This is a genomic window from Chryseobacterium sp. T20, from assembly GCF_047345655.1.
GTDB lineage: Bacteria > Bacteroidota > Bacteroidia > Flavobacteriales > Weeksellaceae > Chryseobacterium.
Window position 1 is genome coordinate 211163 of record NZ_JBLFDU010000001.1, and the last position, 15945, is coordinate 227107.

The window sequence follows — 15945 nt, forward strand, 5'->3', positions numbered from 1 at the left end:
TCATAATATTTTCAAAAACTGAAAATTATACTTTCATAATTTCAGCTTCTTTTGTTTTAAGATGCTCGTCGCAAAGTTTTACATATTTATCTGTATACGTCTGGATTTCTTCTTCCACTCCTTTTACAACATCTTCAGAAACTCCTTCCAGTTTTTTAAGTTCTTTCAAACCTTCCTGTCTTGCGTTTCTTACCGTTACTTTAGTGTTCTCAGATTCTACTTTAGCCTGCTTTGCAAGTTCCTTTCTTCTTTCCTCTGTTAAAGGTGGAACATTAAGAATAATATTTTCTCCGTTGTTAGAAGGTGCAAAACCTAAGTTAGAATTGATGATCGCTTTTTCAATCGCATTGATTGCCGTTCTGTCCCAAGGTTGAATAGAGATTGTCATTGCATCCGGAACAGAAACATTCGCAACCTGGTTGATAGGAGTCATTGCTCCATAGTATTCTACCATTACATCCTGAACCATTGCCGTAGAAGCACGTCCTGCTCTAATTCTTTGAAATGCGTGATCCAGGTGCTTTACAGCTGCATCCATGTCTTGTTTTACAGATTCTAATATAAGATCTAATTCTTCCATTATTATATTAAAGTTTGATAAATTACACATCTATTAATTCAACTGAATATCAATTAATTAAATCCAAAAACACTGTAAACATCAGGGTTTCCTTACTATTTTAAATTATTTTTTACTATTCAGTGCTGCAAAAATAATGATTGTTTTCGAATAATAGCTATTTCCAACATGGATTTTGTGTACTTGTCTTCTCTTTGAAAAAAAGAAAGTTATTTTTCGTCTAAAATTCAACTTCAAGCAAAAAACTTCGGGTACAAATACCTATAGAACATTTTGGTTATTTCTACTTAGTGTGATATCATTTTTAATAACGTCCTTTACTCTGTTCTTTTAAACAAAAATTTAGCAGGTATTTTAAATGAAATCCTTGCCATAAAAAACGGAAAGTCTTAGAGAAGACATTTCTTATCAATTAAAAATTTTAACCTTATTTTAAACCAATCACATCATGACAAATCCATCATTAGATGCCTATCAACAAGTTTTCGGTATGGCAGGTCTTGCCAACCGTGCCGGAGGCTACAACGGTTTTGGTATCCAACTACAGCAACAGCTTCAGTATGATTTATCCTATTATTTTAACAATGTTCCTCCGGTTAAAATAATGGATCAGAAAACACCTTCCATAGCTAACCCTTCAGCCGTATCGGAATTAGGAAACTGGGATTTGGTCTGGGGCCCTGCCCTGATCGAAGAAAAAAATGAAAAGGGAGTTCCTACCGGTGTTGCAGATAATGCATTGTATGTCGTTAAGTCTAATGCTGTCGCATTTCCGGGAGGTCCTACATTACCTACCTACGTTGTAGCTATTGCTGCTACTAATCCTTCATCACTTTACGATTGGGAAACAGAAGACTTCTCAGTTGCAGAAGTGGTAAACTGGACTACTTACAACCCTTCCAATTTTGCTCCATCGGCTTATAATGGCACTGATCCTTATATTTCAAAGGGAACTGCTACTGGTATCAGTATCCTTCTCGGGCTTGAAAGTCCTCCATCTGCAGCTTCACCGAATACTACATTGCAACAATTTTTGGCAGGTTTAAATCCGGATCCGGGTACCGCCATTATATTTTGTGGACACAGTCTTGCCGGAGCACTATCTCCTACCCTTGCTCTTTATCTGAAAGAAAATAAGGATCTGAATGCTTTCGGGGTAACGCTTGTATATCCAACTGCCGGACCAACGCCAGGTGAGGTAGCATTTGCCAATCTGTTCAATAGTAAATTCCCACCGTTGCCTCCAGGATGGCAGCAACAATCAGGCACTTACCAAAGCTGGAATACCATGCACTGGAATAATCTGGATGTAGTTCCTCATGCGTGGCCGGTATCAGAACTGGAGAAAATTGCAACTATATATGGTCAGGCCACTAACAATATGACTCCTTATATATTACAAACTTTACAAAAATTGGCTATTGATGATTCTTCAAAATCAGGAGCCAGTTATACAAGAATACAAAACCAATCGCTTCCAGGGCAACTCCAAACCACTATCAAAACACCTCCTGAAACTTTGCAGGATTATATGCTTCAGCTAGGCGTACAACATGTGGCCATGTATAATGGTATTCCTGCAACAGGACCTAATCCTCAGGTAAATGGACTTATTTTACCACAGCCATTACCAAAACCGGCCGTTTTAAATCTGGTACCGGGAGTAACTGCTGTTACAGAATCTGAGATGGTTATAAAAATAATGAATCAGATCCTTGAATGGATTTTGTCCCATTACACTTTGGTTGAAAAAGAAAATGCCAAACAAAATGCCAGTGTGAATAAATAATTAAGATTAGTGTTAAAATGAAAACACCTGTCACAATTACTGTAACAGGTGTTTTTATATTTTTTAGGACTTATATTGATTATAAATTAACCAAAGTACCTACATTTTCTCCGTCTACGATTTTTTCTAAATTTCCATCTTTGTTCATATCGAATACGATGATTGGCAATTTATTTTCGTGGCTCAAAGTAAAGGCAGTCATATCCATTACTTTAAGGTTCTTCTCAAATACTTCATCGAAAGATAATGAATTGTATTTTACAGCATTAGCGTTCTTCTCCGGATCGCTGTCGTAGATTCCGTCTACTCTTGTTCCTTTTAAGATTACATCAGCTCCGATTTCGATGGCTCTTAATGTTGCAGCTGTATCAGTCGTAAAATAAGGGTTTCCTGTACCTGCTCCAAAGATCACTACTCTTCCTTTTTCAAGGTGTCTTACTGCTCTTCTTTTGATGAAAGGTTCAGCCACTTTATCCATTTCGATAGCAGACTGAAGTCTTGTTTTGATTCCTGCATCTTCCAGTGCTCCCTGTAAAGCCATTCCATTGATAACAGTAGCAAGCATTCCCATATAATCACCCTGCACTCTATCCATCCCTTTTGCAGCTCCTGCAACACCACGGAAGATATTTCCTCCTCCAATCACGATCGCTACTTCACAGCCTTTTTCAACTACTTTTTTGATCTCAGCTGCATATTCCTGCAGTCTTTCAGTATCAATACCGTATTGTCTGTTTCCCATTAAGGCCTCACCGCTCAGTTTCAGAAGGATTCTTTTATATTTCATCTTTTATTTTTAAGTAACTTTTTATTAGTACGGGTTTCCCCAGAATTTGATTTTGCAAATATAATCATTAATGATATTGATAAAAGAAAAATATTTAAATAGAAATAATGTAAGAAATATTTTGAAAAGTACGAAAAAGGATTATTTTTGCATTAATTATAAATTGAGTTGAAGAAAATTATCATTTTTTCATTATTTCTATCAGGAATTGTTTCTTATGCGCAAACAGGAACAAATGTCTATCCGTTCTTAAATGTACCTGTATCTGCAAGACAGGCTGCTTTGGGTGGAGATGCAATTTCGGTGAGAGATTATGATGTTTCCTTTGCTATTGCAAACCCTGCCCTTTTAAATAAAGATTCTGACAAACAGCTTTCTGTAAACGCAACGGCTTACCTTGCCGACTCGAAATACGGAACTATCGCTTATGCCAAAGATTTTGAGAATGGCCACATGGCTACCATCAATGCAAGGTATATGAGCTATGGAAGTATTCCGAGGACGGATGAAAGCGGTTTCGAAAACGGAGAATTTAAAGCTTCAGATGTAGCGATTGGTGCAGGCTATGCCTACCAGTTTGAAGAAGACTGGACGATTGGTGGAGGACTTAATTTCATTACCTCAAAAATTGACAACTATACTTCTTCCGCCATCTCAGGAACAGCGGGAATTACCTATCATAATAAAAAGAATAAAGAAGTAGTTTCTCTTGTGATGAGAAATTTTGGGTTTCAGCTGAAATCCTTCAATGGAACAAGAGAAAATCTTCCGTTCAGAATCGATCTTGGATATACCAAAATCATCAAGAACTTCCCTCTTGCCATCACCATTACAGCCCATGATCTTCAGAAGTTTGATATTTCTTCAGAAGAAAATCTGGACGGACAAAAAGTAGGTGCCGGCAGAAAAATCGCAGACCACTTTTCATTGGGAGCAGAATTGTTTCCGGAAAAGAATTTCAATATCAGACTGGGATATAATGTAAAAAGAGGAAATGAACTGGCGGTTGCAGATCAAAGAAACTTCTCAGGACTTTCTGCAGGATTTGGAGTTAAAGTTTCCAGATTCCGTATTGATTATGCCCACGTAAGATATCACAACTCTTCGAACGTCAATCAGATAGGAATATCCATGGACCTTTCCAGCCACAGAGGAGAATAATCTTCCTGACCAAAAATTTCTTAATTATTCTGAAATTTTCTTACTTCTTCTTGATTTTCTAAAAAAAATCTTGAAATTTGCAGTATGAAAAAACCTGTAATTGCTATCGATGGGTACTCGTCTACCGGAAAAAGTTCTATCTCTAAAGTCATTGCTGATAAACTGGGACTTATTCATATGGATACAGGAGCGCTTTACAGAGGAGTTACCTGGTATGCTTTGCAGCATTGTCTGAATGAAAACGGTGAGATTGATCTGAATACACTGTTCTCTTCTTTTAATCAGATCAAACTTGAATTTAAAAATAACGACGGCACCCTTATTCTTTTCCTTAATGACACCGATATCTCTAAGGAAATCCGAACCAATATCGTTTCTGACAACGTAAGCCTTGTTGCCAAGCAGAAAGAAGTAAGAGACTTTTTGCTGCAGTCACAGCGCACTTTGGCAGAAAAAGGAGGTGTTATTATGGACGGACGTGACATTGGGACAGTAGTTCTGCCAAATGCGGACTATAAATTCTTTCTTACTGCCAGCATTGACGAAAGAACCAACAGAAGGTTTCTGGAACTGAAAGGCCTGGGAATAGAAGCAGATAAAGAGCAGGTAAAGCAAAACCTTATAGAACGTGACAAAATCGATAGTGAGCGTGAAATAGCCCCATTGAAGCAGGCTGACGATGCTATTGTAATTGATAATTCTGCACTCACCAAAAAGGAAACCATAGAAGTTATTTTATCTCACATCAAAAAGATTTAACAATTTTTAATAGGCTTCAGGCCTCCTTTGGTATACAAATTGTAAGTTTTATTACTGTAAAAACTAATTTATTATTAATTATTAAAAAACTTAAAATGTCTAGAAAAGGAAATAATACAGCAGGTATATTGGCAGGACTTCTTGCAGGTGCTGCGGCAGGTGTAATCTTAGGAATGTTATACGCACCGGAAGAAGGTAAAGAAACCAGAAAAAAAATCAAAACTAAAGCAAATGATCTTAAAGATCAGGCAAAAAATAAATACGGTGAGGTTTCTGAAAAAGTAAAAGACCAATATGGCAATATTTCTTCTACTTTCAAAGAAACGGCGAGTAGCGTAGCACATACTGTGAAAGACGGATATGATAAATACAAAGATCAGATTGTTTCTAAAACTGCAGATTTGGCAAAAGATGTAGAAGCGGAACTGAATGATCTGAAAAAATAAGTAATTTATCTTTTTTAAGTAAATTACGGAAAGGAACTTTTGTGCGAAAGTTCCTTTTTTTGTAACTTTAAAAAAAAACAATGATAGAAACTATTAAAGAATACGCCTCCAAGAGAATAGATCTTCTGAAAATTGAAGCGACTGAAAAGTCGTCACTTTCTGCCGGGCTCATTACTTACTTTGTAGTACTGCTTGTTGCTTTTGCTTTTTTTATTATCCTTTTCAATTTTGGAATTGCTTTCCTTATCGGCAAAGCACTGGATAATTACTCATATGGATTCTTAATTGTGGCTGCATTTTATGCACTGGTAATGGCGTTTGTAGTGGCCTTCAAAACTAAGATTGTCAATACTGTTGCAGATCAGGTTATTAAATTTTTAAATCATTAAACTATGGGCAGAAAATACGAGAGCATAGAAGAATTAAGAAGAAAGAAAAAACTGCTTCAGGGTGAAATCAGTGATCTGGAAAATCTTCTTACCTTCAAAAATACAAAAGAAAGCTTAAGTGCATTTACCAATGGTTTAAGTGATCAGTATCTTCAGGAAAAAATTGATGAAGACGGTGATGAAAAAGTAGTTTTAAGAAAGGATGTCATTGCCAAACAGCTTACTTCAGAGGTGAAAGATCTTCTGATCAGCAAAAATACAGCTGTAGGAATTGCCAGCTCCGCATTCAAAGGAGGAAACATTACCGATGGTCTTGTTAAACTGGGAGTTACTGCTATCGTTGGAAACTATGCCAAAAAGAATATGAAAAGCTCCAACTGGAAGAAAAAACTGATTGGTGCAGCATTGATTTACCTTGCTCCTATTGCTCTGAAATATGTCAGAAAAAAGATGGAGGTTTATCAGAAAAACAAAAGTGTTTCAAGTATGGAACAATTGATATAAAAATCAGATATCAGAAACCAGGCGCTGGATATTATTCAGTAATATTTTACAATAATTTTTAACCTCTGGTTTCTGATTTTCTATTTTGAAAATAACTGTCCTAAAATAATCCCTGCAGCCATTGATACATTCAGGCTTTCTGTAGACTGGGATTTTCCAAACCTCGGAATACTGATACTTTTCTGTAAAAGCTTTTCCGTTTCCGGTCTCATTCCATTTCCTTCGTTTCCTAAAATGAGATTAATCTTTTCCGGTTTTTCAAAGGTATAAATATTCTCACCTTCCATATCCGTTCCGATATTCACATTCTCTGTCTTAGAAAGATATTCCACAAGATCAGTATACACCACATTTACTCTGGTAAACGAGCCCATTGTCGCCTGAATCACTTTCGGATTGTAAACATCTACGGTATCTTCACTGCAGATGATCTGTTCAATTCCGAACCAGTCTGCCAATCGTATAATAGTTCCCAGATTTCCAGGATCCTGTATTCCATCCAAAACCAATTGTATATTCTTATCTTCCCATTTTTCTTCCTCGGCAAGATAACATACCGCAACGGAATCTTTTGGTGTTTTAAGAAAACTGATTTTTTTTAATTCATTTTCAGAGATATGGGTAACAGGGATATCACTACGGTCCAATTTTTGTGGATCGGTTGATAATATTTCTTTAACTTTAAAGTTAGAATTAAAAAGTTCACAAATGATTTTATTACCTTCAACCAAAAACAAATTGTATTTTTGTCTGAACTTCTTTTTATCTAAAGATTGTAAAACTTTTATTGTATGAGCTGTAAGCATTATAAGAATTCTCCTCAAAAATATTATAAAATTATCTCATTTGCAACATTTGTTGGTCTCCTTTATGCTTGTAGTACGACAAAAAAAGTTCCTGAGGGCGAATATCTGCTTACCAAGAACAGTTTAGAGTTCGAGGATAAGAGAGAATTTTTCGACGAAGAGCTGAAAGATTACATCCAGCAAAAGCCCAATAAAAAGCAGTTTCTTTTCATGCCGTTGAGTTTACTACTCTACAATATGGCGGATACGAAATATGACACAATACTTAATGAATATATGACCTATCCCGGTGAGATGAGAAATCAGAAACTGAGAGACTCTTTATTCCTTAAATATAATATGAAAAGCAGTGTCGGGAAAAGTCTGCTTTTTGACCGTTTACTGCACAATTGGGGGACAGCACCGGTAATTCTTGATCAGACCAGAAGCGAAAAAAGTGCTGAATCTATCAAGAAAAGACTTACTTACAGAGGATTTTGGGATGCTGATGTAAAGTTCAATCATACATTGGATTCTGCTTCCAAAAAAGCATCTGTCAATTACTCGATCAAGCATAACGAACCTACGCGCATTAAGGATTATTTCTATAATATTCCGGATCAGGGAATCAAAGGGTATTACAACTATAATCTGAACAGAAGCCTTGTGAGATCCGGACAGATTCTTGATCAGACTGTTTTAGAAAAAGAAGTAACGAGAATTACGGATCTGATGCGAGAATTTGGTTTCTATCGATTCAATGCCTCCAACGATGAGGTTTATTTTGTTGCGGATTCTCTTAAAAGCAGAAAGCAGATTCCTTTAACGCTGGAAATTCATAAAGATTCCCTGGATACTCCTTATAAGATTGCTACGTTTGGAAATATTGACGTGGCCATTGTGGATGAACCCGGAGATTATCCTAAAAATACCAAAAAAGACAGCTTAAGGAGAATAAGATTTCATACGGTGAATGATAAATACAAACTTTCATCCATATGGAGAGCTATTATTCCGGACAGTAAAAAGGTTTTTGACCAAACTAAACTGGATGTAACCAAGAGAAACCTTTTATCGATGAATAATTTCAGTATCGTTAAAGCAAGAGACTCTCTGAGACAAGGAGGAATGACTTCTCCTAATGACAGTATTGTGGATGTTTTATATGTACTGAAACCACTTCCGAAATATGAACTTAAAGTGGGAACAGATATTAATTATTCTCAGATTTTAAATCTGGGGATCTCTCCTTCTGTGGACCTTACTACCCGAAATGTTTTCAGAGGGGCGGAAAACCTTTCTACCAGCCTTTCAGGAACATTTGGTTCTATCAGAAGTACAAAGGATATCAGTAAAAGAGTGGCTGCGTACGAAATCTCAGCTCAGGCATCTTTGAATTTCCCGAGGCTTTTATTGCCTTTTAATTATTATAGATTTATTCCTAAACGATATACCCCTACATCATCTATTTTGCTGGGGGCATCTATACAGAATAATATCGGTTTGGGAAGATTAATTTTTAATACAGGATTGAATTATCAGGCCAGTGTTAATGATCAGGTATACCATAAGCTTACGTTATTCAATACTCAGGTCAGTCTGACGAAAAATAAAGATGCTTACTACGATTATTTTGTGAATGACGGAAGGGTAAAAGATGAAGTTTTCGGAAATTATTTTATGTTTAGCCCTGAAACTGCGCAAACCGGACAAGATTATAAAGACGGAAAACTCAGCGTAGATGAAGTTTCCAAGAAAATTATCGAGAACGATGCTTACCGTGCAAGTCTTAATCAACAGGGTACTGATCTTCTGACAGCATTCAGAGGGACATTGGTGAACAAAGACAGACAGACTCAGGATGTCCTTATTTCTTCCATGATCTACAACTTTGTATATAGTGAAATTGGAAAAAAAGAATATCCCAATGCATTTTATTTTAACGGAAAAGTAGAGCTTGCAGGTAACATCTTAAGCTTATTCAATAAAAAAGATAATGACGGAGGTATTGTTACCGGCCCACAGAGAACTATTTTTGGGTTGCCTTATGCACAATTTGTAAAATTTGATATTGACACTAGAAAGTATTTCAAGTTTAACGGAAATCAGACGTTAGTACTTCGTCAGTTTATCGGAGTTGGAATTCCCTTTGGAAACTCTCAGGATATGCCCATCATCAAGTCTTATTTCAATGGAGGTTCCAATGATATCAGAGCCTGGGTAGCCTTTGGAGGATTAGGTCCTGCAGATTCTCAGGTGGATGAAAGAGTTCGTACCTATATGACGGACAATGTAAAACTTACCACCAATATTGAATATCGAATTCCTTTCAATAAAACTTACGAAGGAGCTTTATTTACCGATATCGGGAATACATGGAGCCTTCGTAACTATAATGACGGCTATGGGGATGAATTTAAATTCGGTAAGTTCTGGAAACAAGTGGGTATCGGAAGTGGATTCGGATTAAGATTAAACATTGCTTACGTTACTGCGAGAATTGACCTTGCGTATAAGATCTATGACCCGAATAAACCTGAAGGCGACCGATGGAGATTCAAAAACATCCAGCCTTTCAAACCAACAGTTAATATCGCGTTCGGATATCCTTTCTAGTCCGGAGAAACGCCCAAAATAAAATAGACTACAGCAATCACACGGGCGAGGATTTCCCTCGTCTGGTTTCTGTAGAAACTCTCAGGTTTTGTGACATCCTGCGCATCAAAGCCCAAAGCATTCATATCATTATTTCTTGCAAAAAACAGCGCTCTGAGGTTATGATATCCCTGAGATACAATAATGACATTCTTCTTCTTATAAACATCCTTACAACGGAGAATACTTTTATAAGTATTAAAGCCTTTCGGATCTTCCACAATAATATCTTCAGGCACTCCTTCCTGATTGATCAGATAGTTTTTCATTGCTCCCGGCTCGTTATAGCCTTTGCTTTTTTCCCCGCTCACTATAATTTTCTTGATTTTCCCATGATGGTAAAGAAGTGCTGTGGCATCCATTCTTTTGGTGAAATAAGGATTGGATTTTCCGGATCTCATTTTTGGAGATGTTCCCAGAACCAAAGCAATTTCACGGGGTGGAATTTTTGAGATTTTGGTATAAGTTCTCCCATTGGTAAGCCCGAAAACCCACACATTACAGAAGCATATCATCAGAATTCCCAATTCCAGTGATATAAATCCAAGGTTAAATATGTTCCTAATAATTCTCAACTAAGATCAAAGTTAAGCTTTATTTTTTTACTTTTCACAATAGACATACAAGCTAAAATATGTCCCTGCTCTTCCTCTTTTTCGGTAAGATACTCATTCTCCAACAGTTCCACCTCTCCTTCTTCCAGAGAACATTCACAACTTCCGCAGATTCCGGACTTGCAGGAATAAGGGACAGGGAATTTCTGCATCAGAAGCTGTTGAAGGATTTTATCCTTATTATCAGGAAGCTGGGTCTTATATTTTTTCCCCAGCATGGTAAATTCAACCTCAATATTTTCAATCAGAGGAAATTCTTTTTCTACAGGATAAATATCATCATTAAATTCTTCAAAAAGTTCAAAATGAATGTTCTTTTTAGGAATTCCGTGGTGATAACATGCATTGGCCAATGTCTTGATCATTTCACCTTTTCCACATATCAATACTTCATCTACCGCATCCCAAATGGTAGATTCTTCATCTGTATCATCCAAATGAAGGATCTGATTGATGATCAGGTGTAATTTCTTCTCATCCAGTCTGCCATAGAAAAACTGATCTGCTGTTTTCTCCTGAGAAAAAAAATAAAATATCTGAAGCCTGTCCCCACATGTTCTGGCCAGATTATCCAGCTGTTCGCGATAGACTAAATCTTCTGAACTTTTATTTCCAAAAAATAAAAACAACCGCGTTCTGGGTTCATTGTGAAGAATATTTTTGAAATGACTTAAAATCGGGGTAATTCCAATGCCGGCTGCAAAAGCAACAATAGTTCTAAATTCACTGGGTTTGGATACAATTGTAAATCTCCCGGAAGGTTCACTTACCCAAAGTTCATCACCAACATTATAATTTTGAAATAACTGCGAAGTAGCTCCTTCAGAGGAATTCACCTTTATCCCCAGACATATTTTCCCTTCATAAGGAGCTGAAGTCATTGAATAATCATTAATAACCTCTTTCCCATGTGATTGAAATCTTATACTAACGAACTGCCCGGCCTCAAACCTGAAATTTTCTTTTAAATTCTCAGGAATATCAAACTCCAGAGAAAAAGTATTTTTGGTCAGCTCTTCCTTTTTCGCTATTTTTAACGGATGAAACTGTATCAGTTTCCCTTTATAGATTTGTTGTTCCATAACTTCAATTCAAAAATAGATAAAAAATAATTTATGAAGAAGATAATTTTTTCCATGTTACTTCTTACTGCACTGTACAGCTGTAAAAAAGAAGGTCAGAAATCTGAAAATACCGCAGCTGCAGATTCTCTTTCTGTATCTCAAACTACAGAAACAGAAGGAAGTACAGCTATCCCCAAAGAACTTTCTCCAGAAAACGTAAGTCAGCATTTAGCAAAAAATAATGATACGTTATATGTAACCAACTTTTTTGCAACCTGGTGTGGCCCATGTATCAGAGAAATTCCAAGTTTTAAAAGTAAAATGGATGAGTTGAAAGGAAAACCTGTAAAGTTCACTTTCGTCAACCTTGATGATAAGGCAGATTGGGCTGGTGCTGTTAAGAATTTTGCCACCGAAAATAAATTGGGAGGTAATATTATCTTACTGGATGGGCAAAAATTAGATCAAAACTTCTTTCACAACAACTTCAAACAATGGGACGGTGGTTCTATTCCTTTTACTTTCATGAGAAAAGGAGATAAAACCGATGAGTACCTTGGAATGATGACAGAAGATGTTTTGAATTCAAAAATTGATTCTTTTTTAAAATAAAATAGACTGAACTCTTTCTGAATCATGTCAAAAAGATTTAAAATCCTGTGTTTATTATTCGTGATCGCCATTATTATAAGCGCTGTCATTAATCTGAACACAGGATTTTTAGGTTTAAGCATCCAGGATTTCTTTCAGGATTCGGCACATAGCCAGATTGCTGAGATCCGTATCAACCGTGTTCTGGTAATGATGCTGGCAGGAATTTCCATTCCTACTTCTGGTTTTCTGATGCAGGAATATTTTCAAAACCCGCTGGCTGGGCCTGATATATTGGGAATTACTTCCGTTGCCAGTTTATCGGTCGCCTTTTATATTTTCTTTTCCCATAATATTTTATTACCTGAATTTTTACAGAACAGCTTTCTCAGTTTATCAGCTATTGGAGGCAGCTTGCTGCTAATGCTGATCCTGCTGTCGATGTCTAACAGGTTTCAGGATAAATCCTATCTTATTATTTTCGGTTTTTTGGTATCTGCTTTTGCTGGAGCTATTGTATCTCTTCTTCAGTTTTATGCGGAAAACCAAAGTCTGAAAAACTATATTTTATGGTCTTTCGGAGCGAATAATATGGTAACGAGAAACCAGATTTATGTACTGTTTATTTTAGTTTCAATTGGTATGTTTATCTGTTTCAGAGCAATAAAGCCGCTCATCGGGAACTCTCTGGGTAATTCCTATGCACAAAGTTTGGGCGTAAATTTGAAACAACTGAAACTTTTAATCATCGTTGCCTCCTCTCTCCTATCAGCATCTGTTACAGCATTTTTAGGACCTATTCTTTTTATTGGAATCATTGTCCCCCACTTCTGCAGGCTGGTCTATAATCCTTCAAAATTATGGCAGCAATGGATTCTTAATATGTTTCTGGGAATGCTGATTATGCTATTCTTCTCCGTTATTGCAGAGAAAACCCAGATTCCTCTGAATGTACTAAGCTCTGTATTTGGTATTCCTGTGATTCTGATGATGCTTTTGAAGCAGAATAAGGTGTAGTTTTTGTTGGAAAACGCAAAGGCGCAAGGTTATTTTTAATTATAATTTTTTAAGGCGCAAAGATTTTATCTACGATAAAATTGAACACTGCATATTCTAAAGAAAGAACATCCCCCGATCTCTTGCTGAAAATCTTCCTTTGAGCGAAATCGAAATGTTCTTGCCCCTTAAATAATCACAATCTATTTATAAGCCTTTGCTCCTTTATGTTTACCCAACAGACTTCCCAATAAACTTAACACTATAGTTTTTGAAATGTTGATAAGTATACACTCACATCTAATATACCTATCTAACAATTCATATATTTAAGCTCAAATATGGTAGCGATGGATTCATAATATATTTCTGGGGATGCTGATTATGTTATTTTTCTCTGTTATTGCTGAGAAAACCCAGATTCCTCTGAATGTAATAAGCTCTGTATTGGGGATTCCTGTGATTCTGATGATGCTTTTGAAGCAGAATAAAGTGTAAGATTTTTGTTGGAAAATGCAAAGGCGCAAGGTTATTTTTAATTATAACTTTTTAAGGCGCAAAGATTTTATCTACGATAAAATTGAGCACTGCATATTTTAATTCACAAAAAATCATCATATCCTTGCTGAAAATCTTTGATTTTCTTGCGCCTTAAAATATACAAATTGTATAAAAAACTTTGCGCCCTTGCGCTTACCCAACAATACACTTAAATAAAAAATTTTAAGACATAATATCGTTTCCCTAACAATTCTTACATTTAGGTTCAACAAGACACCACAAATGACAGAAAATGAAATTTCAAAAATTGTTTTTGAAACGGGATTAAAAATTCATAGAAAACTTGGAGCAGGACTGTTTGAACATGTATACGAAGAATGTATGTTTTATGAATTAACAAAATCAGGATTTTTAGTAGAAAAACAAAAATTACTTCCAATCATTTATGAAGATTTGAAAATAGAAAATGCTTTTAAACTTGATCTGATAATTAAAAACAAGGTGATTTTAGAAATAAAAACCGTTGATTACATTAGTCCTACTCATAAAGCACAACTACTCACCTACTTAAAAATGTCAAACTGTAAACTTGGTATGCTGCTCAATTTTCAATCAGATGTTTTCAAAAACGGAGTAACAAGAATTGTAAACAACTTATAAAATAAAACATGATAAAAATTTGACAAAGTCAAATTCCTTGCTTCTTAAAACATTATTTTTGTAAAACATTTTGCGTCTTCGCGTATAACCAACAAAAACATGCACCTACAGATCAAACAGGCTGATATCGGCTACAATACAACATTAATTTCCAATGCTCATGCAGATTTAAAGCTTGGTGATGTATGCCTGTTGATTGGTAATAACGGTGTAGGGAAAACAACATTGATCAAATCTATTCTGCATCAAATGCCTTTACTGAATGGAGAGATTGCTATTAATGGAAAAAATGTGAAAAATCTTTCCGTAAAAGAAATTGCGGAAAATATTGCTATTGTCTTTTCAAAGTCGGTTATTCCACAACATTATACGGTTGAAGATCTTATTTCTCTGGGAAAATACATCTACTACCCTTTTTATTTTGAGTTAAAAAAAGAAGACCGTGAAGAAGTGGCTCATATTATTGAAGAACTGGATCTGAATCAGTACAGATATACTCTTTTGAAAAACCTGTCAGATGGAAATCTTCAGAAGGCATTTATCGGGCGTGCTATTACTCAAAATTCGCTTATCATTATTCTGGATGAACCTACTACTCATCTGGATGAGAAAAATAAGATCATTATTCTAAAAACCTTGAGAAAGCTGGCTAAGGAACAGAACAAACTTATTCTGTTTTCTTCCCACGACTGGAGACTGGCCAAAGAGTTTGCAGACAAAATATGGTATGTAAAGGAAAATCATCTGTATTCAGGGATTGTGGAGGATATTTTACTTCAGCACGATGAACTTACTAATGCTTCATTGTTTCAAATCAACGAGACCTTTATTCCACCTTTCATTTCTGCGCCACAGTTTCACAAGGAAATGCTGTATTCTCTGCTTCAAAAAAACTTCCAAAAAGACCTGTCTGAGCTTAATTTTGAGTTTCAGAACACTTTTTGGGTAATTACTAAAGATTCCGCTACTTATCAATGTGAATCTTTTGAAGAAATTATCAATTTAGTTTCAAACATTCATTAATACTGAGTTTTCTTTAATTAATCCATATACTATGCATGCATAGTATTATGCTAATCATACAATTTAATCCGTTTATTTACAGCCTATTAACAAAATTTAACGTTAATAAATATTATGCATGCATAATATTTATTAAATTTGGGTAAAACCATTGGCGCAAAAATGATGGATAATAATAAGGAAAAAATAGAAAACGTAGATTTAATTTTAAAGCAGACCTGGTTGGCTGTTTCTAAAATGTACACAGAATTAGCCCAGGAACATGATTCCACAGCGGTACAGGCACTCACTCTTCTTAAAATTGATCCCAAAGAAGGAACCCGAAGTACCAATCTTGGTCCAAAGATGGCTATTGAACCCACTTCATTAACGAGAATCATCAAACTTCTTGAAGATAACGGATACATCTATAAGGAAAAAACCACCACTGATAAAAGAGAGGTGATCATTAAACTTACAGACAAAGGATTAAATTCCAGAAATATGTCTAAGGAAGTCGTTGTCAACTTTAATAAGAAGGTGATGGAGAAAATAGCTCCGGAAAAACTGGATGCTTTCAAAGACGTGATGACTGAGATCATGAAAATAGCAAACGAATTATTAAATAACAGAAAATAAATTATGATGAAGCCTTAGGGCTC

Annotated in this window: 18 protein-coding genes; 13 read left to right on the forward strand and 5 right to left on the reverse strand. The window is 35.8% G+C overall.

Going from position 1 to position 15945, the window contains the following annotated elements; all coding sequences use genetic code 11:
• Positions 1-25: 25 nt before the first annotated feature.
• Positions 26-580, reverse strand: a complete 555-nt coding sequence (gene frr / locus ACMA47_RS00955; RefSeq protein WP_079241539.1) for a ribosome recycling factor — start codon at positions 578-580, stop codon at positions 26-28.
• 448 nt (positions 581-1028) lie between these two features.
• Between frr and ACMA47_RS00960 the strand changes: the two genes are divergently transcribed.
• On the forward strand, positions 1029-2369 hold the full coding sequence (locus ACMA47_RS00960) for a lipase family protein (protein ID WP_413928289.1): 1341 nt from the start codon (positions 1029-1031) through the stop codon (positions 2367-2369).
• A gap of 79 nt (positions 2370-2448) precedes the next feature.
• Here ACMA47_RS00960 and pyrH read toward each other — a convergent pair whose 3' ends face one another.
• Complete coding sequence (gene pyrH / locus ACMA47_RS00965; protein ID WP_034694340.1) at positions 2449-3156, reverse strand: UMP kinase; 708 nt, start codon at positions 3154-3156, stop codon at positions 2449-2451.
• Between the two features lie 168 nt (positions 3157-3324).
• Between pyrH and porQ the strand changes: the two genes are divergently transcribed.
• The 5 genes from porQ to ACMA47_RS00990 all read left to right on the forward strand — a co-directional run bounded on the left by porQ (position 3325) and on the right by ACMA47_RS00990 (position 6415).
• Positions 3325-4317, forward strand: a complete 993-nt coding sequence (porQ, locus tag ACMA47_RS00970) for a type IX secretion system protein PorQ (protein WP_114822146.1) — start codon at positions 3325-3327, stop codon at positions 4315-4317.
• 84 nt (positions 4318-4401) lie between these two features.
• On the forward strand, positions 4402-5076 hold the full coding sequence (cmk, locus tag ACMA47_RS00975) for a (d)CMP kinase (RefSeq protein WP_034694336.1): 675 nt from the start codon (positions 4402-4404) through the stop codon (positions 5074-5076).
• 95 nt (positions 5077-5171) lie between these two features.
• Positions 5172-5522, forward strand: a complete 351-nt coding sequence (locus ACMA47_RS00980) for a YtxH domain-containing protein (protein ID WP_034694334.1) — start codon at positions 5172-5174, stop codon at positions 5520-5522.
• Between the two features lie 80 nt (positions 5523-5602).
• The gene (locus ACMA47_RS00985; RefSeq protein ID WP_034694332.1) at positions 5603-5911 is read left to right on the forward strand and encodes a phage holin family protein; all 309 of its coding nucleotides are present in this window, start codon (positions 5603-5605) and stop codon (positions 5909-5911) included.
• 3 nt (positions 5912-5914) lie between these two features.
• Complete coding sequence (locus ACMA47_RS00990; RefSeq protein ID WP_034694329.1) at positions 5915-6415, forward strand: hypothetical protein; 501 nt, start codon at positions 5915-5917, stop codon at positions 6413-6415.
• Positions 6416-6495: 80 nt separating this feature from the next.
• Here ACMA47_RS00990 and ACMA47_RS00995 read toward each other — a convergent pair whose 3' ends face one another.
• Entirely contained in the window at positions 6496-7221 is a 726-nt protein-coding gene (locus ACMA47_RS00995; protein WP_413928290.1) for a TrmH family RNA methyltransferase, read from the reverse strand.
• Here ACMA47_RS00995 and ACMA47_RS01000 point away from each other — a divergent pair.
• The gene (locus tag ACMA47_RS01000) at positions 7207-9816 is read left to right on the forward strand and encodes a BamA/TamA family outer membrane protein (RefSeq protein ID WP_413928291.1); all 2610 of its coding nucleotides are present in this window, start codon (positions 7207-7209) and stop codon (positions 9814-9816) included. The genes ACMA47_RS00995 and ACMA47_RS01000 overlap by 15 nt on opposite strands.
• Here ACMA47_RS01000 and ACMA47_RS01005 read toward each other — a convergent pair.
• Together ACMA47_RS01005 and ACMA47_RS01010 are read right to left on the reverse strand one after the other, a co-directional pair.
• Positions 9813-10370: a vancomycin high temperature exclusion protein gene (locus ACMA47_RS01005; RefSeq protein WP_373427997.1), complete on the reverse strand. Its 558-nt coding sequence runs from the start codon at positions 10368-10370 to the stop codon at positions 9813-9815. The genes ACMA47_RS01000 and ACMA47_RS01005 overlap by 4 nt on opposite strands.
• 56 nt (positions 10371-10426) lie before the next feature.
• Complete coding sequence (locus ACMA47_RS01010; protein WP_413928292.1) at positions 10427-11551, reverse strand: 2Fe-2S iron-sulfur cluster-binding protein; 1125 nt, start codon at positions 11549-11551, stop codon at positions 10427-10429.
• 33 nt (positions 11552-11584) lie between these two features.
• Between ACMA47_RS01010 and ACMA47_RS01015 the strand changes: the two genes are divergently transcribed.
• The 6 genes from ACMA47_RS01015 (at position 11585) to ACMA47_RS01040 (ending at position 15922) form a co-directional block, all read left to right on the forward strand.
• A complete protein-coding gene (locus ACMA47_RS01015; RefSeq protein WP_336702292.1) occupies positions 11585-12145 on the forward strand; it encodes a TlpA disulfide reductase family protein in 561 nt (186 codons plus the stop codon).
• Positions 12146-12169: 24 nt separating this feature from the next.
• A complete protein-coding gene (locus ACMA47_RS01020) occupies positions 12170-13141 on the forward strand; it encodes a FecCD family ABC transporter permease (RefSeq protein WP_413928293.1) in 972 nt (323 codons plus the stop codon).
• Positions 13142-13495: 354 nt separating this feature from the next.
• Positions 13496-13618 carry a hypothetical protein gene (locus ACMA47_RS01025; RefSeq protein ID WP_413928294.1) on the forward strand — a complete coding sequence of 41 codons (123 nt, stop codon included), beginning with the start codon at positions 13496-13498 and terminating at the stop codon, positions 13616-13618.
• A gap of 285 nt (positions 13619-13903) precedes the next feature.
• Positions 13904-14281, forward strand: a complete 378-nt coding sequence (locus ACMA47_RS01030; protein ID WP_413928295.1) for a GxxExxY protein — start codon at positions 13904-13906, stop codon at positions 14279-14281.
• A gap of 99 nt (positions 14282-14380) precedes the next feature.
• A complete protein-coding gene (locus ACMA47_RS01035; RefSeq protein WP_413928296.1) occupies positions 14381-15304 on the forward strand; it encodes an ABC transporter ATP-binding protein in 924 nt (307 codons plus the stop codon).
• Between the two features lie 165 nt (positions 15305-15469).
• Positions 15470-15922, forward strand: coding sequence for a MarR family winged helix-turn-helix transcriptional regulator (locus tag ACMA47_RS01040; protein WP_034694513.1), 453 nt, complete (start codon positions 15470-15472; stop codon positions 15920-15922).
• Positions 15923-15945: the final 23 nt, after the last annotated feature.